Raw genomic sequence first — 14,355 nt, 5'->3', positions numbered from 1 at the left:
TATACTTGTCAGGAATTGGCCGATTCGGTAATATGCTCGTTTTTAAAGGAGGAGTTAAAAAGAATGACAACAATCAGTAATGAAGCTGGGGATGCAACTATGTCACTGGCAGAGAGTGTCACTCAATCAGTGCAGAAATATTTCGCCGAGCTCAAGGGAACTGATCCTGTTGATCTGTACCAATTTGTTCTTGAAGAGATTGAAACACCATTGTTCCGCGCTGTTATGGAGCATTGTAAATATAACCAATCACGCGCGGCAATCATGCTTGGAATCAGCAGAGGAACGCTAAGAACCAAGCTACGTCGTTATTTTGATGACAAATATGTTGGTACCAGAGATTAACTTTCGCGTATTGCGAAGTATCAAGGGAAGAGTTATCTTCCCTTTTTTTTGCCCAGACGTTCCGTCATAATTATGAGTAATTAAATTAAACGTTGCAGTGCAAAAATTACAAGTTAATATAAGAGCGGCGTTAAGTATTTCTTGGCTTTTCTATCCACAATGGTAAGCGCGTGTAAAATAGAACTTAAGAGCGCAGGCATAAAAAAAACACATCATGCTGCGTTCCTAATATTATTCTGCGAACATCGAACTTACTGATTCTTCAACATTTACGCGTTTGATGGCTTGTGCAAGCATATCTGCAAGACTGACTACTCTAATTTTTTTACACTGCTTTGCGGCCTCTGAAAGTGGAATTGTGTCCGTCACTACAACTTCATCTAATGAGGAATTAACAATATTGTTGACTGCAGGACCGGATAAAACTGGATGAGTGATGTAGGCACGTACGCTGGTTGCCCCATTCTGTTTTAATTGAAAAGCTGCTGAGCAAAGTGTACCGGCAGTGTCAACGATATCATCAATAATAATGCAATGTCTGCCAGCAGGTTCCCCAATAATGTGCATAACTTCTGATTTATTAGGGCCACTGCGACGTTTATCAATAATGGATAGGTCCGCATCATTGAGTTGTTTTGCCATGGCTCGTGCACGAACAACCCCTCCTACATCAGGAGAAACTACCATGAGGTTAGAGAGATTTTGTTGCTTAATATCTTCCAGCAAGATTGGTGTTGAATACACGTTATCAACTGGCATATAGAAAAAGCCCTGAATTTGATCGGCATGTAAATCAACGGTAAGGACACGGCAAATACCCACGGAGGCCATCATATCAGCGACTACTTTGGCCGTAATTGGAACACGCGCAGAACGAACCCGGCGATCTTGGCGAGCATAGCCAAAATAGGGAACTACAGCGGTAATTCGACCTGCTGACGAACGCCTTAATGCGTCAGCCATAATGAGTAATTCCATCAAATTATCATTCGATGGCGAGCACGTAGATTGAATAATGAACACGTCGCGACCGCGTACATTTTCAAGAATTTCAACCATGGTTTCCCCATCGCTGAAAGTACCTACCGAAGCTTGACCAATAGGAATTTGTAAATGAGAAGCTATTTTAAGAGCCAGCTCTGGATTAGCATTGCCGGTAAAGATCATCATTGTCGACATGTGCAAAAAACCTTTGATTGAGTTTAATCAGGTAACTTAAACACATAGCAGAAGACAGCCAGAAAGATATAATTATTATTTTAGCGATCCGGTGAACGCATCCTTCCCGGGTATCTTCTGCCGTCTGTTTACTTGAATCAACAAGATTGTGGCTGGGGTGCTAGGATTCGAACCTAGGTATGCAGGGATCAAAACCCTGTGCCTTACCGCTTGGCGACACCCCAATAAGTTGTTAGATTCTTCTATCATTCATCCGTGAACATATGCATTTCTGCAAACGTGCGTATTTTGCAAAGTATTTGAGGTCTTGTCAAACAATTTTTGCTTAAGTAGATAATGGCTGATTTATCGATACTATTAATAATCAAGTTTTGATAATGGTCGTATTAAAATCGAGATATAGGTCAGACTTTGGGATTAAGCCTGACCTAATAATGGCATTAACACTAGATCCGCCAGCGCTTAATAACAAGTTTTATAAAAACTCCGTTACCTTGTAACTTGATAACACTGGGAAGAACCGTCTTACCAACACTTGTATATTGGCCATAATCGATGATATATCCACTTTGTTTTAAAACGAGTAGACGGTGAGCGTCATCACGTTTTTCTCCTTGAACATGACCAGGAGCGGGTAGACCTCTGACCCAATAATAAAGGCTATTAACAGGGAGTCGGATGCCGGTTTGTTGTTTCAATAACTCTTCGGCATTAGATGAAGAGGCTGTTTTGGGGCCATCACGAAAAGTAATTACACCTCCTGTTTTATTAATAAGAACGGTGCCGCTTCCTAGTGGTCCAAATAAGCGAATTTGATAATGCCCCATTCCGCGTTGGAGCCAATTAATAGAGACATTCCAACCCTTCTTTTTGCTGCGTGCAGCCATTGCCCCTGAAATTTCCCAGGAAGAGACAGCGCTTGCTGAAGATGTCGCAGCTATTTTTGTTGTTTTTATTGTTTCTATTGCGGCGTTATTCGCTTGTGCCTTGGTTGTTAGTGATTTATCAGTGGTTTTTTCTATGTTTGTAGCTGTTGTCTGCTCTGCCATCGGCGCAGTTTCAGTTGTTGTTGCTTTTGAAGAACCATAAGTAGACGGCGCCTCCATTGTTGGACGAGGGGTGCAGGCTGTTAACAAAAGAAAGGAACCAAATAAAGTTGATTTAATAGCAGTCATTGCATCTCCTAATTCCATTTACGTGGTGTCACATCTTATAATAGCCTGCAAGTTCAAAATTTTCCTTGTTAAGTATCAGAGGCTCTTTCCAGAGTCATAGTTTTTCTAGGCACAATACGTTAGACTGCCAAAAGTTGCAATTGATACATGAAGCTATGAAACATAAAGTCATTTATCCAGGAACTTTTGATCCAATTACTAATGGTCACGTAGATATCATCACGCGGGCTTCAAAAATATTTCCCGAGTTGATCGTTGCTGTAGCAAGTAATGCTGCTAAGCATCCTTATTTTTCTTTAGAAACACGCATTGAACTAATCAAAGAGGCCTTAGGGAATTTGCCTGGCGTTGATGTAATGGGTTTCGATTGCTTGCTAATTGATTTTGTTCGTGAACAAAAAGCGGGCATTATTTTGCGGGGTTTGCGAGCTGTCAATGATTTTGAATATGAATTTCAATTAGCTGGGATGAATCGCAAGCTTGCAAAAGAGATTGAGACTTTGTTTTTGACTCCCTCAGAAGAGGTCTTATTTATTTCATCCACGCTAGTTCGCGAAATTGCGCAACTTGGGGGCGATATATCTCGATTTGTACCAGCCTCTGTTGAACGGGCTTTTGCTCAGAAGAGAAATCCATGAATAGGCTTAAATTCTTTTTTATCTTAGCAATAATCACTGCAGGAACGACGAATGCGGCCAATGATGCTGTAACACCGCCTGCCTATGCGATTGCTAGCGCCCATCCTCTTGCGACTAATGCAGGTTTGGAAATTCTTGCTGCCGGAGGAAATGCCTTTGATGCCGCGGTAGCTGTTGGCGCCACCCTAGCTGTAGTTGCGCCTTACCATTCGGGTTTGGGTGGCGGGGGATTTTGGTTATTACATCAAGAAAAAGACAAAAAAAATATTTTTATAGATAGTCGTGAAAAAGCTCCTTTGGCTGCTCATAAAGATATGTTTCTTGGGGCCGATGGCAAACCTGTTCCGGGATTATCATTAAATGGAGGCTTGGCCGCTGCTATACCCGGAGAACCTGCAGCACTTGTATATATTGCTAAACATTATGGCCGGTTACCGTTGTCCCAATCTCTGGCTCCTGCTATTCGTCTTGCAGAAGTAGGTTTTGTTGTTGATCACCAATTTAACTCTTTTTCGACCATGGACGACCGATTGCAAATGCTGCGGCGTTTTCCTGATACTGCAGCTGTTTTTCTCCATGAAGGCCAACCCTACCAGATAGGGGAGCGTTTAAAGCAACCGGATTTGGCTAAAACGTTAAAGTTATTGGCAGAGCAGGGACATGATGGTTTTTATCGTGGAAGAGTTGCTGAGCAGTTAGTAAAAGGAGTTCGGGCTGCTGGAGGAATTTGGTCTTTAGAAGATCTTGCACGCTATGAAATCAAAATTCGTGAGCCTCTGCAAAGTGCTTATCATAATATGTTAATTATTACAGCACCACCACCTTCTGCAGGAGGTGTCGCATTAATTACCATGTTAAATATTCTTGCAGATTACCCGCTACAGAGGTGTTCTAAAGTGCAATGGGTCCATTACCTGACGGAGGCAATGAGGTTGGCTTTTTGGCAGCGCGAACAGTTTTTAGCAGATCCTGATTTTATCAAAATACCCATTGACAAGCTTTTATCCGCAGAAAATGCAAAACAGCTTAGATCATTAATTTTTAAAGATAAGGCAACACCAAGTAGATTTTTTCAAGGTAGAACTCAGCCTGAAAAGGAGAATACTACTCATTTTTCGGTAATGGATAGAGAAGGAAATCGTGTTGCAGCAACGCTAACAGTTAATTTTATTTTTGGTTCTAGCGTGGTTGCCGGGGGCACTGGCGTATTACTCAATGATGAAATGGATGATTTTTCAGTTAAGCCTGGGACGCGAAATGTTTTTGGGATCGTAGGAAGTGAAAAAAATAGCATTGCTCCTGGTAAAAGGCCTGTCTCTAGTATGGCTCCCACCTTTCTTGAAATGCCAGGTCGAGTGGCTATTGTCGGCACTCCTGGGGGAAGTCGGATCCCAACGATGATTCTATTAGCCTCTCTTGTTTTTAGTAATTATCATGGAGCTATTTCTATGGTTTCCGCCATGCGGTTTCACCATCAATATCTACCTGATTGGTTGCAGTTTGAGCCTGAGACTTTTTCTCCTGCTTTGCAGGAAGAATTAAAAAAGATGGGGTATAAGTTAATGGCTTTGAAGCAATATTATGGGGATATGCAGGTAATTACTTGGGATAAAGAAAATAATGTCTTAACAGCCTCTTCCGATCCCAGACATATAGGATTAGCAGCAGTTATTACCGCAGCGCCTCAAGGTTATGGTTTTACGCATTAGCAGTTCTTGAGATTTAGTCTGGTCAATCTCAAGAGCCTTGCTCCCCAACAAGCTTCTCCATAGACTGATGAACGCGCTTTACTAATTCCTCTTTATTTTCTGGACTGTATTGAGAGGCATCAATAGGTTGGCCGATATGTATTTCAGCAGTTTGATTAATATTAATTTGTGTCGTTCGTGCAGGTAAAATATGGTAAGCTCCTCTTATGCCAATGGGGATAATAGTCGCTTTTGCTTCAATTGCTGTGATAAAGGCTCCCTTTTTAAATGCGGCAAGCTTGCCATCTTTGGAACGAGTCCCTTCAGGTGCTATCCACATTACAATACCGCTTTCCAGTAATTTATGCATGGCCTCTAGATCCTTAATCGCTTGATGCCTATGTTTGCGATCAATGAAAGGGAATTCCGCAGCCATCATGCCTTTGCCCATGATAGGAATTTTCGATAATTCTTTTTTGGCTAGCATACGAATAGAGTGATTCGGGAAGGCTTTAAAACTAATGGGGATATCGTATAAGCTGCTGTGATTACACATAATGATGGTCGCTTCGCCTGTTTTAGGCTCAACGCCATATGGATTAATTACCTTGCACTTTACACCAACAAGATTAAGTAAATGATTGGCCCAGTTATGAATGGTTTTATCCACCCAAGTTCTTGTTGTTTTACCGGTAAAGCGTTTTAGTATAGAGCGCATGCAGGCATCAGCTGTATAAAAAAATGATAAAAATATTATCCATTGGGTGCGCAGCTTGCTTATTTTCATAGGTTTAATAACTTAGAGAGAGTTGCCAGATGATACTTCATGTTTACAGGGTTTCACAGTATAAAGTAGACTAGTAGCGAAATGATGTAACTAGTTTGCACGATATCTTTGAGAAAAAGACACTACTTAATCAAGTCGCTCCACGAAGTGCCTGCATGCTGTTTTGAGAACTATTCATTGCGGATTCATTGACTATCTAATTGATATTATTTCTAGAGGGATAAAAATGTATTCATCTTTATTCAAGCGTTTATTATTACTGGCTACCGTCACAGTCTCTTTAGTGGCGGTTAGTATGTCTTCTTTGGCAGGCATACAAGCAGAGTTGACTTCCTTACAGGGAAAGCTAGCTGAGTTAGAAGCTTCTTCCGGAGGGCGAATTGGTATCTCTGCAATAAATACCGCTAATGACATGCGTCTTCAATACCGTGCAGAAGAGCGTTTTCCTTTCTGCAGTACGTTTAAGATGATGGGCGTGGCAGCTGTTTTAAAAAAGAGTATGATGGTTAGTGGGCTTTTGCAACAAAGAATCAATTATAAAAAAGAAGATTTAATTGTTTATTCTCCTGTCACTGAAAAACATCTTAGAGATGGCATGACAATCGCTGAGCTATGCATTGCCGCAATTCAGCAGAGCGATAATACTGCAATCGATCTTTTAATAAAAAAACTCGGAGGACGTAAAGCCATTAACGTATTTGCTCATTCTATTGGTGATCTCTCATTCAGACTAGATCGCTTGGAGCCTGAGTTGAATTCGGCTATTCCTGGTGACGTGCGCGACACGTCTACACCTGCCGCGATGGAAAAAAGTTTACAACGCTTAGGGTTGGGTAATGGCTTGGCATTACCGCAGCGCGAATTATTGCAAACTTGGTTGAAAGGCAATACCACAGGGGGGGCTCGTATTCGCGCTAGCGTGCCCAAAGGGTGGATTGTCGGGGATAAAACGGGAACTGGTGATTATGGGACGACAAATGATATAGCAATAATTTGGCCACCGAAATGTCCTCCCATTGTTGTAGCCATTTATTTCACCCAAACTAAGAAAGATGCCGCTCCTAATAATGAGGTTATTGCTTCAGCTACACGCCTATTGCTTAACACCTTTGCACGTACCGATGAGTGCATTAAAAAATCTTCTTAATTCCAGGGAACGTAGTCCCTATATAATTATGGCCTTAGAGGTTGGCAATAGGGGCAAAATGCGGAGCTTCGCCCACCAATGACAACGACTTCAATTGAGTGGTTGCATTGAAAGCAAGGCAGATTTTTTCTGCCATAGACTTGAAGTTGCTGGGCGAAATAGCCGGGTTTTCCATCGATAGCATAAAAATCCCGCAAAGTAGTGCCTCCAGCTTGGATTGCTTGTTCCAATACTTGCTTAATATAAGCGACAAGCTTGGCCATCTGGGCTTGTTTTACACTACTAGCTGCGCTTAAAGGATTAATCCCTGCTAAGAATAGGCTTTCTGTTGCATAGATATTACCAACGCCTACTACAATGTCATTACGCATAATAAAAGATTTAATATTTTGCCGCTTTTTATGTGCTCGTTTACTTAAATACTCGACATTGAACATGTCAGATAAAGGTTCTGGCCCTAAATGTGATAAAAGAGGATGTTCTTGAGGATTATCCGAAAGATACAGCCAAAGACCAAAACGACGCGGATCATTGTAGCGAAGTGTATGCTCTCCATCGAGGAGCATATCAATATGGTCATGTTTGTCGTGATATACGCTAGGTTGTACAATTCGTAAATGCCCTGACATGCCTAAATGAATAAGTAGGTAGCCTTTTGTTAGATGCAACAATAAATATTTTGCTCGACGGGTTATTGCCAAAACCTTCTGTCCAGAACAAAGCTCATTTAACGGGGGAACTTTCATCCGTAAATTAGGCTGTCTGACAAAAACAGCCTGTATGGTTTTATCGAGCAAGAATGGACTGATACCAAGTCTTGTAGTTTCAACTTCGGGTAATTCAGGCATTAATCTTTGTCATTATGTTCGATGACTCGTCCTTTAGTCGTTTCACTTTTCTGGCCTGGAAATAGGAGGCTTTTTACAAAGTAAACTAGCCAAAGAACCCCACCTATTACTAAGCCCCATATCAGCACGTATGAAAACATGATAAACAAGCCAATTACTAATGCAATGGCAATACCAGCAATTAAGAAAGGCACAAGCTGCTGTATTAGACGTTCGAATTTCTCGTTCATGTATAGTCCCTGTTTAGACGGAAAAGAAGGTCAATTACCCCTTACCTATCTAAAATTATCGTTCACAAGTTCTTTCGATGCAATGCGAATTGTGCAATTTGTGGTATTATATGAAGAGTACTGTTGTGAGTTTCTCACCTTAGTACCACATAATGATTCATTTTAGTGGAGTAACCATATGATTTATGGCGTTCTAAACTTATCGTTTTGGGGTTATGTGTTGGCTACGATTGTTTTAACACAGATTACTATCGCCGCTGTTACCATTTATTTACATCGCTACCAAACTCATCGTGCTTTAACCTTACATCCCATAATAAGTCATTTTTTTCGTTTTTGGCTATGGCTAACTACCGGCATGGTTACTGCTCAGTGGGTCGCTATTCATCGTAAGCACCATGCGACTACTGACATCGAAGGAGATCCTCACAGCCCTAAGGTGCTAGGTTTAAAGAAAGTATTTTGGCAAGGTGCAGAATTATATAAAGAAGCTTCTAAAGATAAGGAAATGATAGCTAAATATTCTCATGGCACACCCAACGATTGGGTTGAGCGTCAATTGTACTCACGTTTCTCCTCCAAAGGGATTTTGCTGATGTTTTTGATGGATCTTTTACTTTTTGGTTTGCCTGGGATTACGATATGGGCAATCCAAATGATGTGGATTCCACTTCACGCGGCCGGTGTGGTAAACGGTATAGGTCATCATTGGGGATATAGAAATTTTGAGTGCCCTGATGCGGCAACAAATATTTTCCCTTGGGGATTTTGGATAGGTGGTGAGGAATTACATAATAATCACCATACATTTGCTTCATCTGCAAAATTTTCTGTCAAGTGGTGGGAATTTGATATTGGCTGGATGTATATTCGTTGTTTGTGCTTTTTAAGGCTTGCCAAGGTTAAAAAATTACCACCAAAATTGGCACAAGAAGAAGGCAAGCTTCATGTTGATCTTGAAACGGTAAAGGCAGTTGTTAGTAACCGTTTTCAAGTAATGTCCCAGTATTATAAACGAGTTGTTCGCCCTATTCTTAAAGATGAAAAACGTACAGCATTAGCGAATGATAAACATTTGTTGCAACGGGCAGGGCGGTTGTTGCGGTTACAGGATAGTTTGCTATCGCCGCGAGCGAAGGTGCGTTTGCAAGCATTATTAGCAAGTCGCGATCAACTCCGGTTGGTTTATACTTTCCGCCAATCTCTCCAAAATATTTGGTTAAAGACTGCAAGTTCTCAAAAGGAATTGGTTGAAGCTTTACAACAATGGTGTAAGCAAGCTGAAGAGTCTGGTTTAGAAGTCTTGCGCCAATTTGCACAACAAATTAAAGGTTATGTGCCTCATCCAGTAAAAATCTAGTATAAAGCGGGTTAATCCCGCTTTTTTTTATCTCTTTTTTTAGGTTATTGCTACAGCTTCAAATTATTTTTGTGTTTTCTTGTGTACAGGTGCGCGCTATTAAAGTGACTATTGGGTGCTAAAATTAAATTAGATTTCTTTTGAAATAATTAATTTTGCAAGAAGCTTATTAGAACAAAGGTAAGTTGTTGACATTCATTTACTTTTGCTTTGAAGTAATAGATTCCAATCACATTATTTTATGGAGATATTATTTATGGAAAAAATGACGGCCGTAGTCACAGGGGGAACAGGTGGGATTGGTACAGCCATTTGTCAGCGGTTAGCAGCTGATTACCAAGTAATTGCTTGTTATTTTAAAGATGGAAACCATGAGCAGGCCAAGCGTTGGCAAGCAGAACAAAGAGCTGCTGGCTATGAGATAGACATTGTCTATGCAAATATTGCCAATTTTGCTGACTGCGAAAAACTTGCTGCTCTCGTTTTAGAAAAATATAGCCACATTGATGTCCTGATAAATAATGCTGGGATTACCGTGGATACTAGTTTAAAAAAGATGAGTGCTGAACAATGGCAACAAGTCATCGATGCTAATTTAACAAGTGTTTTTAATATTACACGTAATATTCTACCTGCAATGCTTGAAAAAAATTATGGTCGCATTATTACCATATCATCAATCAATGGTCGCAAAGGGCAATTCGGTCAATGTAATTATGCAGCCTCTAAGGCGGCGCTTTTTGGATTTACCAAGAGTTTAGCACTGGAGGTTGCTGCTAAAGGTATCACAGTGAATACTATTTCTCCTGGCTATATTGAAACTCCTATGCTGACGGCAATGAAAGAGGAAGTATTAGCAAGCATTGTTGCAAATATTCCTGTTGGACGCCTAGGAACACCACAAGAGGTTGCTGATGCAGTTGCATTTTTAGCAGAACCAACGTCTGGATTCATTACCGGCGCTAATTTGGATATTAACGGTGGTCAATATATGTAGGTTTAGAGTTAGTATCACTCTAAAGGCGACACTCTAAATAACTTCTTAGAGAGTGGCGTTAGTTTTGATTAAGGAAAAGAATGCAAAAAGAAACAGTAGTATTAATTACTGGTGGTACCGGTGATATAGGTACTGCCATTGTTAAACAATTAAGTTCTCTTTACGGGAATATCATTGCTCTTGATATTATTTCAAAAGAAAATGCCGCTTTATGGTTAGAAGAATTAAGGCAGGAGAGTTATCAAAATATCCATTATCGCCAAATGGATGTCGGTAATTTTGAGCAATGTGGTTTGGTGATTAAAGACTTGATTTCAGAGTTTGGTCGTGTGGATGTTTTAATTAACAATGCAGGGATTACTAGGGATTCAGTATTCTCCAAAATGACAAAACAGCAATGGGATGAGGTTCTAAGAGTCAATCTGGATAGCATGTTCAATGTCACTCATCCGGTAGTTGAACAAATGCGCAGTCAAGAAAGTGGTAGGATTATCAATATTTCATCGGTAAATGCACAAAAAGGACAGTTTTCGCAAACCAATTATGCTGCATCCAAGGCGGGCATTTATGGGTTTACTAAAAGTCTTTCCCAAGAACTGATGTCTAAGAACATTACGGTGAATAGTATTTCGCCAGGTTATGTGAATACGCGGCTCATGAAAGGCATCAGACCTGATATCTTGCAATCTATCATTGAGTTGATTCCTGCGAAACGTTTGGCTGAGCCAGAAGAGGTAGCCTGGGTGGTAGAGTTTTTAGCCCATGAAAGGAGTCGTTATATTACAGGTGCAAATTTAAGTGTTAATGGTGGTTTGCATATGTACTAACTGCTAGGGTTGAGAAGGTATTTCTCAACCTGTTGTAAGTAAGTGTTGCTATTGAGAGAGATATGGCAAGATTAATAAAAAAATATAAAAACCGCAGACTGTATGATACCGAGAAGAGCCAATATATTACTGTCGAAGAATTGCAACGCTATGTGGTTGAGGGAGTACCATTTAAAGTGGAGGATTCGACAACTGGTAAAGACATTACCAATGCTACGTTATTACAAATATTTGTTGAAATGGAAAGTGGTGCTACGCAGTTTTTATCTCCCGAAATATTAAGACAGCTGATTACTTTTGCAAATCATCCGATGAGCCAATCGTTTAAAACAATGTTGGAACAGATGTTTGCCAACATGCAAAAATTATTGCAAACCAACCCTTATTTGAATGATTACAAAAAAGCGACTAGTTTTTGGGATCAGCAAGTGCAACAATTACTTAAGCAATGGCAAGGATTTTTTGACCGTTAAACCTTAGCCAGTATTGGTTTTGCTTACCACTATAAAGTAGGTTGTCATTAAAATTTATGTTGCACTGCAAAATAAATTTTAATAACTCCTTGACAAGTAGGTAAGAATAGTACTAATCTAGAATTGTGCAGTGCAACATAGCGAGGAGAGTATCATGACACAAGCTTATTTTGAAAAATGGAGTGAAATGGCAAAAAAAATGCAAGAGCCTTTTCAAGCCATTGCTGAACTTAATGTAAAAACTCTACAAGGCATGAGCTATTTAAAGCCCGATGAATTGGCTAATACCAAGAAACCTGAAGAATTATTGGAAAAACAAATTCATTTGGCAATTGAAAACGGCCATAAGGCATTGGATTATCTACAAAAATCTTTTCAGATTATGGAAACAACAATGCTTTCTCTTGTACAAGAAGTAAAAAATAAAACCGATGTTAAGAAATAAATACTTCTATCATAACAAAAAGGCTATTACAAAATTAATAGCCTTTTTTATTATGACGAAAAAGTTTAAATAGCAAAAAAACAAATAATTTTTAAGCGATCTTTTCCTCCTGAGCGGGCAATTCGTGTATGGATAATTGTTCGAGCCCGTTTTTACTTTGGTCTGGCTCTTTTGCTTTAGTGGCTTTATAAGTGACATGCACATAGCTTCCAGGCGCATCCATAATCGGTTTGAATGGGAGTAACTGAAAATCTGGAGCACTTACCCAGTGTCCAGACTCTTTGTTAAGCCAATTTAGCCATTCTGGCCACCAAGAGCCAGGATGATGTTTAGCATTAGCTAACCACTCTTCAGCAGTTTGATGGGTACTGTGATTGCGATAAAAGCCATATTTTTCACTATTGGCGGGATTAACAATTCCCGCAATATGCCCTGAGCCACCCAGTAGAAAACGTTTTTTGCCCTTCATTAGTTGAAAACCCAAATAAGTTGTTTGCCAGGGAGCAATGTGATCTTTTTGGGTAGAGAAGAAAAAGGTTGGGATAGTAATTTGAGTCACATCTAGAGGGACATAGTTTAGATGAATTTTCCCGGGCTTGACCAAATTATTATGCAAATACATCCAACGCAAATACTGCGAATGCATTTTTGCTGGCATGTTAGTCGCGTCAGCATTCCAATATAAAATATCAAAAGGCACGGGATCTTTGCCTTGTAGATAATTTTTAATAAAAAAAGACCAAACTAGGTCATTCGCTCTTAAGGAGTTAAAAGTGCTAGCCATGAAACGGCCATCGAGGAATCCTTTAGCATGCATTTCTTCTTCAATGCGAAGGATTTGCTGTTCATCAATAAAAACAGCGATATCGCCTGGATCGCTAAAGTCAATCATAGATGCAAGGAAGGTCGCGCTGCGAATAGGATTTTCATTTTTTGCTTTTAAATAGGCCAGCATGCATGCATTTAAAGTGCCGCCAATACAAAAACCTAATACATTAACTTGCTCGACTTTGAGTTGTTTTTGAATGGTTTTTACGGCGGTTAGAGGACCTTCGCTAAGATAATTGTATAAACCCTTATCAGCATAACTGGCATCCGGATTCACCCATGAAATGACAAAAACGGTGATGCCTTGCTGCACAAGCCAACCGATAAAAGAGTTATGTTTGCTAAGATCAAGAATGTAATATTTGTTAATCCACGGTGGAACTATTAAAAGCGGAATTGCTCGAACCTTTTCGGTTTGAGGACTAAATTGAATGAGTTCCATCATTTCGTTGCGATAAATTACTTTACCTGGAGTAGTCGCAATGTTTTCGCCTACCTTAAACGCATCTGTGTCTGTCATTTTAATAATTAAGCGAGACGAACCCGTTTCTAAATCAGTCAGTAAATTTTGTAAGCCTCGTAATAAATTTTTACCGTGGCTCTGAATAGTTTCAGCCATTAATTGTGGATTAGTATGTAAAAAATTTGCAGGAGATAAGGCATCAAGATATTGCCTTGTAAAAAACTGGACTCTTTTGGCAAGTTGTTTATCTCCATAATCAAGATGCTCAAAAAGTGAATTTAAATGTTCGCTGGCTAACAAATAATGCTGGCTTAGCAGATTGAAGAACGGATTATTTACCCATTCCTCGCTGTTAAAGCGCCTATCTTCAATCGGCATAGGTTTACCCTCAAGCCAATGGTTAAATTGCTCCTGGACTAAACCCATCGCATCTTGCCAATAGGCTAACTGCATTTGCCAGAGTTGCTCGGGGTTTTTTAAAATTATCGTCAGTAGAGCCTGAAAATCAGCCGTTAAGTCTATAAACTGCTTGATTAATGAGGGAACTTGCGCGGGTTGTTTTTTCATGCCATCTAACAACTGGAGGCTTTTCATGGCAACGGAGTGCATAAGATCACTAAGTTCTGTATCGTGGGTCATCCGAGCTCCTACAAATAGTTAATCTAATGATAATATCTTATTTAGCTTAGCAAAACTTATTAAAAAATAGCTAATCTTACTAAGATAGCCGAAAAAATTATGAAGTGTTAATCCTTAAAAAGTACTAATTTATTTTTTGATATTTGGCTTTTCCGAAAGAAAATAAAAAAAGATATCGATTTTATCTTTTTTTGCGCATTTTAAATGCAAAAAGAATTAAAAATTTTACAACAAAATTGAGTTAAAAGTACCACTTTTTAGAGCCAGTATTCATTGAAAAATTTAT

Annotated in this window: 15 protein-coding genes and 1 tRNA gene; 9 read left to right on the top strand and 7 right to left on the bottom strand. The window is 39.7% G+C overall.

Features of this window, described 5'->3' with window-relative positions; genetic code table 11:
* The first annotated feature begins 63 nt into the window (after window positions 1-63).
* Window positions 64-345: a helix-turn-helix domain-containing protein gene (locus tag Lbru_RS14675; RefSeq protein ID WP_045107020.1), complete on the top strand. Its 282-nt coding sequence runs from the start codon at window positions 64-66 to the stop codon at window positions 343-345.
* A 231-nt stretch (window positions 346-576) separates the two neighbouring features.
* Here Lbru_RS14675 and Lbru_RS14670 read toward each other — a convergent pair whose 3' ends face one another.
* From Lbru_RS14670 to lolB, 3 genes are all read right to left on the bottom strand, one after another.
* Complete coding sequence (locus tag Lbru_RS14670; RefSeq protein ID WP_058442879.1) at window positions 577-1,524, bottom strand: ribose-phosphate pyrophosphokinase; 948 nt, start codon at window positions 1,522-1,524, stop codon at window positions 577-579.
* 149 nt (window positions 1,525-1,673) lie between these two features.
* A tRNA-Gln gene (locus Lbru_RS14665) sits at window positions 1,674-1,748 on the bottom strand.
* Between the two features lie 222 nt (window positions 1,749-1,970).
* A complete protein-coding gene (lolB, locus tag Lbru_RS17000; RefSeq protein WP_238583900.1) occupies window positions 1,971-2,699 on the bottom strand; it encodes a lipoprotein insertase outer membrane protein LolB in 729 nt (242 codons plus the stop codon).
* Window positions 2,700-2,854: 155 nt separating this feature from the next.
* Between lolB and coaD the strand changes: the two genes are divergently transcribed.
* Both coaD and ggt read left to right on the top strand, forming a co-directional pair.
* Window positions 2,855-3,337: a pantetheine-phosphate adenylyltransferase gene (gene coaD, locus Lbru_RS14655; protein ID WP_131793549.1), complete on the top strand. Its 483-nt coding sequence runs from the start codon at window positions 2,855-2,857 to the stop codon at window positions 3,335-3,337.
* Window positions 3,334-5,046: a gamma-glutamyltransferase gene (gene ggt, locus Lbru_RS14650; RefSeq protein ID WP_083500936.1), complete on the top strand. Its 1,713-nt coding sequence runs from the start codon at window positions 3,334-3,336 to the stop codon at window positions 5,044-5,046. The genes coaD and ggt overlap by 4 nt, the downstream gene beginning before the upstream one ends.
* A gap of 28 nt (window positions 5,047-5,074) precedes the next feature.
* On the opposite strand, the gene Lbru_RS14645 is transcribed toward ggt, so the two are convergent.
* Window positions 5,075-5,812 (bottom strand): lysophospholipid acyltransferase family protein, encoded by a 738-nt coding sequence (locus Lbru_RS14645; RefSeq protein ID WP_058442877.1) that lies wholly within the window; start codon window positions 5,810-5,812, stop codon window positions 5,075-5,077.
* Between the two features lie 226 nt (window positions 5,813-6,038).
* Here Lbru_RS14645 and bla point away from each other — a divergent pair, with 226 nt between their 5' ends.
* Window positions 6,039-6,959 carry a class A beta-lactamase gene (gene bla, locus Lbru_RS14640; protein WP_058442876.1) on the top strand — a complete coding sequence of 307 codons (921 nt, stop codon included), beginning with the start codon at window positions 6,039-6,041 and terminating at the stop codon, window positions 6,957-6,959.
* A 26-nt stretch (window positions 6,960-6,985) separates the two neighbouring features.
* Here the strand turns inward: bla and mutM are convergent, their stop codons facing one another.
* Together mutM and Lbru_RS14630 are read right to left on the bottom strand one after the other, a co-directional pair.
* On the bottom strand, window positions 6,986-7,807 hold the full coding sequence (gene mutM / locus Lbru_RS14635; protein ID WP_058442875.1) for a bifunctional DNA-formamidopyrimidine glycosylase/DNA-(apurinic or apyrimidinic site) lyase: 822 nt from the start codon (window positions 7,805-7,807) through the stop codon (window positions 6,986-6,988).
* Complete coding sequence (locus tag Lbru_RS14630) at window positions 7,807-8,037, bottom strand: hypothetical protein (protein ID WP_058442874.1); 231 nt, start codon at window positions 8,035-8,037, stop codon at window positions 7,807-7,809. The genes mutM and Lbru_RS14630 overlap by 1 nt, the downstream gene beginning before the upstream one ends.
* A 178-nt stretch (window positions 8,038-8,215) precedes the next feature.
* On the opposite strand from Lbru_RS14630, the gene Lbru_RS14625 reads away from it, so the two are divergent.
* The 5 genes from Lbru_RS14625 to Lbru_RS14605 all read left to right on the top strand — a co-directional run bounded on the left by Lbru_RS14625 (window position 8,216) and on the right by Lbru_RS14605 (window position 12,139).
* Window positions 8,216-9,397, top strand: coding sequence for a DesA family fatty acid desaturase (locus tag Lbru_RS14625; protein WP_058442873.1), 1,182 nt, complete (start codon window positions 8,216-8,218; stop codon window positions 9,395-9,397).
* Window positions 9,398-9,653: 256 nt separating this feature from the next.
* Complete coding sequence (phbB, locus tag Lbru_RS14620) at window positions 9,654-10,394, top strand: acetoacetyl-CoA reductase (protein WP_058442872.1); 741 nt, start codon at window positions 9,654-9,656, stop codon at window positions 10,392-10,394.
* Between the two features lie 80 nt (window positions 10,395-10,474).
* Entirely contained in the window at window positions 10,475-11,221 is a 747-nt protein-coding gene (gene phbB, locus Lbru_RS14615; protein WP_058442871.1) for an acetoacetyl-CoA reductase, read from the top strand.
* Between the two features lie 62 nt (window positions 11,222-11,283).
* On the top strand, window positions 11,284-11,694 hold the full coding sequence (locus Lbru_RS14610) for a polyhydroxyalkanoate synthesis regulator DNA-binding domain-containing protein (RefSeq protein ID WP_058442870.1): 411 nt from the start codon (window positions 11,284-11,286) through the stop codon (window positions 11,692-11,694).
* A gap of 154 nt (window positions 11,695-11,848) precedes the next feature.
* A complete protein-coding gene (locus Lbru_RS14605) occupies window positions 11,849-12,139 on the top strand; it encodes a phasin family protein (RefSeq protein ID WP_058442869.1) in 291 nt (96 codons plus the stop codon).
* A gap of 91 nt (window positions 12,140-12,230) precedes the next feature.
* On the opposite strand, the gene Lbru_RS14600 is transcribed toward Lbru_RS14605, so the two are convergent.
* Window positions 12,231-14,069 carry a PHA/PHB synthase family protein gene (locus tag Lbru_RS14600; RefSeq protein ID WP_083500935.1) on the bottom strand — a complete coding sequence of 613 codons (1,839 nt, stop codon included), beginning with the start codon at window positions 14,067-14,069 and terminating at the stop codon, window positions 12,231-12,233.
* Window positions 14,070-14,355 lie beyond the last annotated feature (286 nt).

Source organism: Legionella brunensis (assembly GCF_001467025.1).
In the GTDB taxonomy this organism is placed as follows: domain Bacteria; phylum Pseudomonadota; class Gammaproteobacteria; order Legionellales; family Legionellaceae; genus Tatlockia; species Tatlockia brunensis.
Note: the sequence above shows the minus strand (reverse complement) of the source record. Positions and strands in the feature narration are given on the sequence as shown.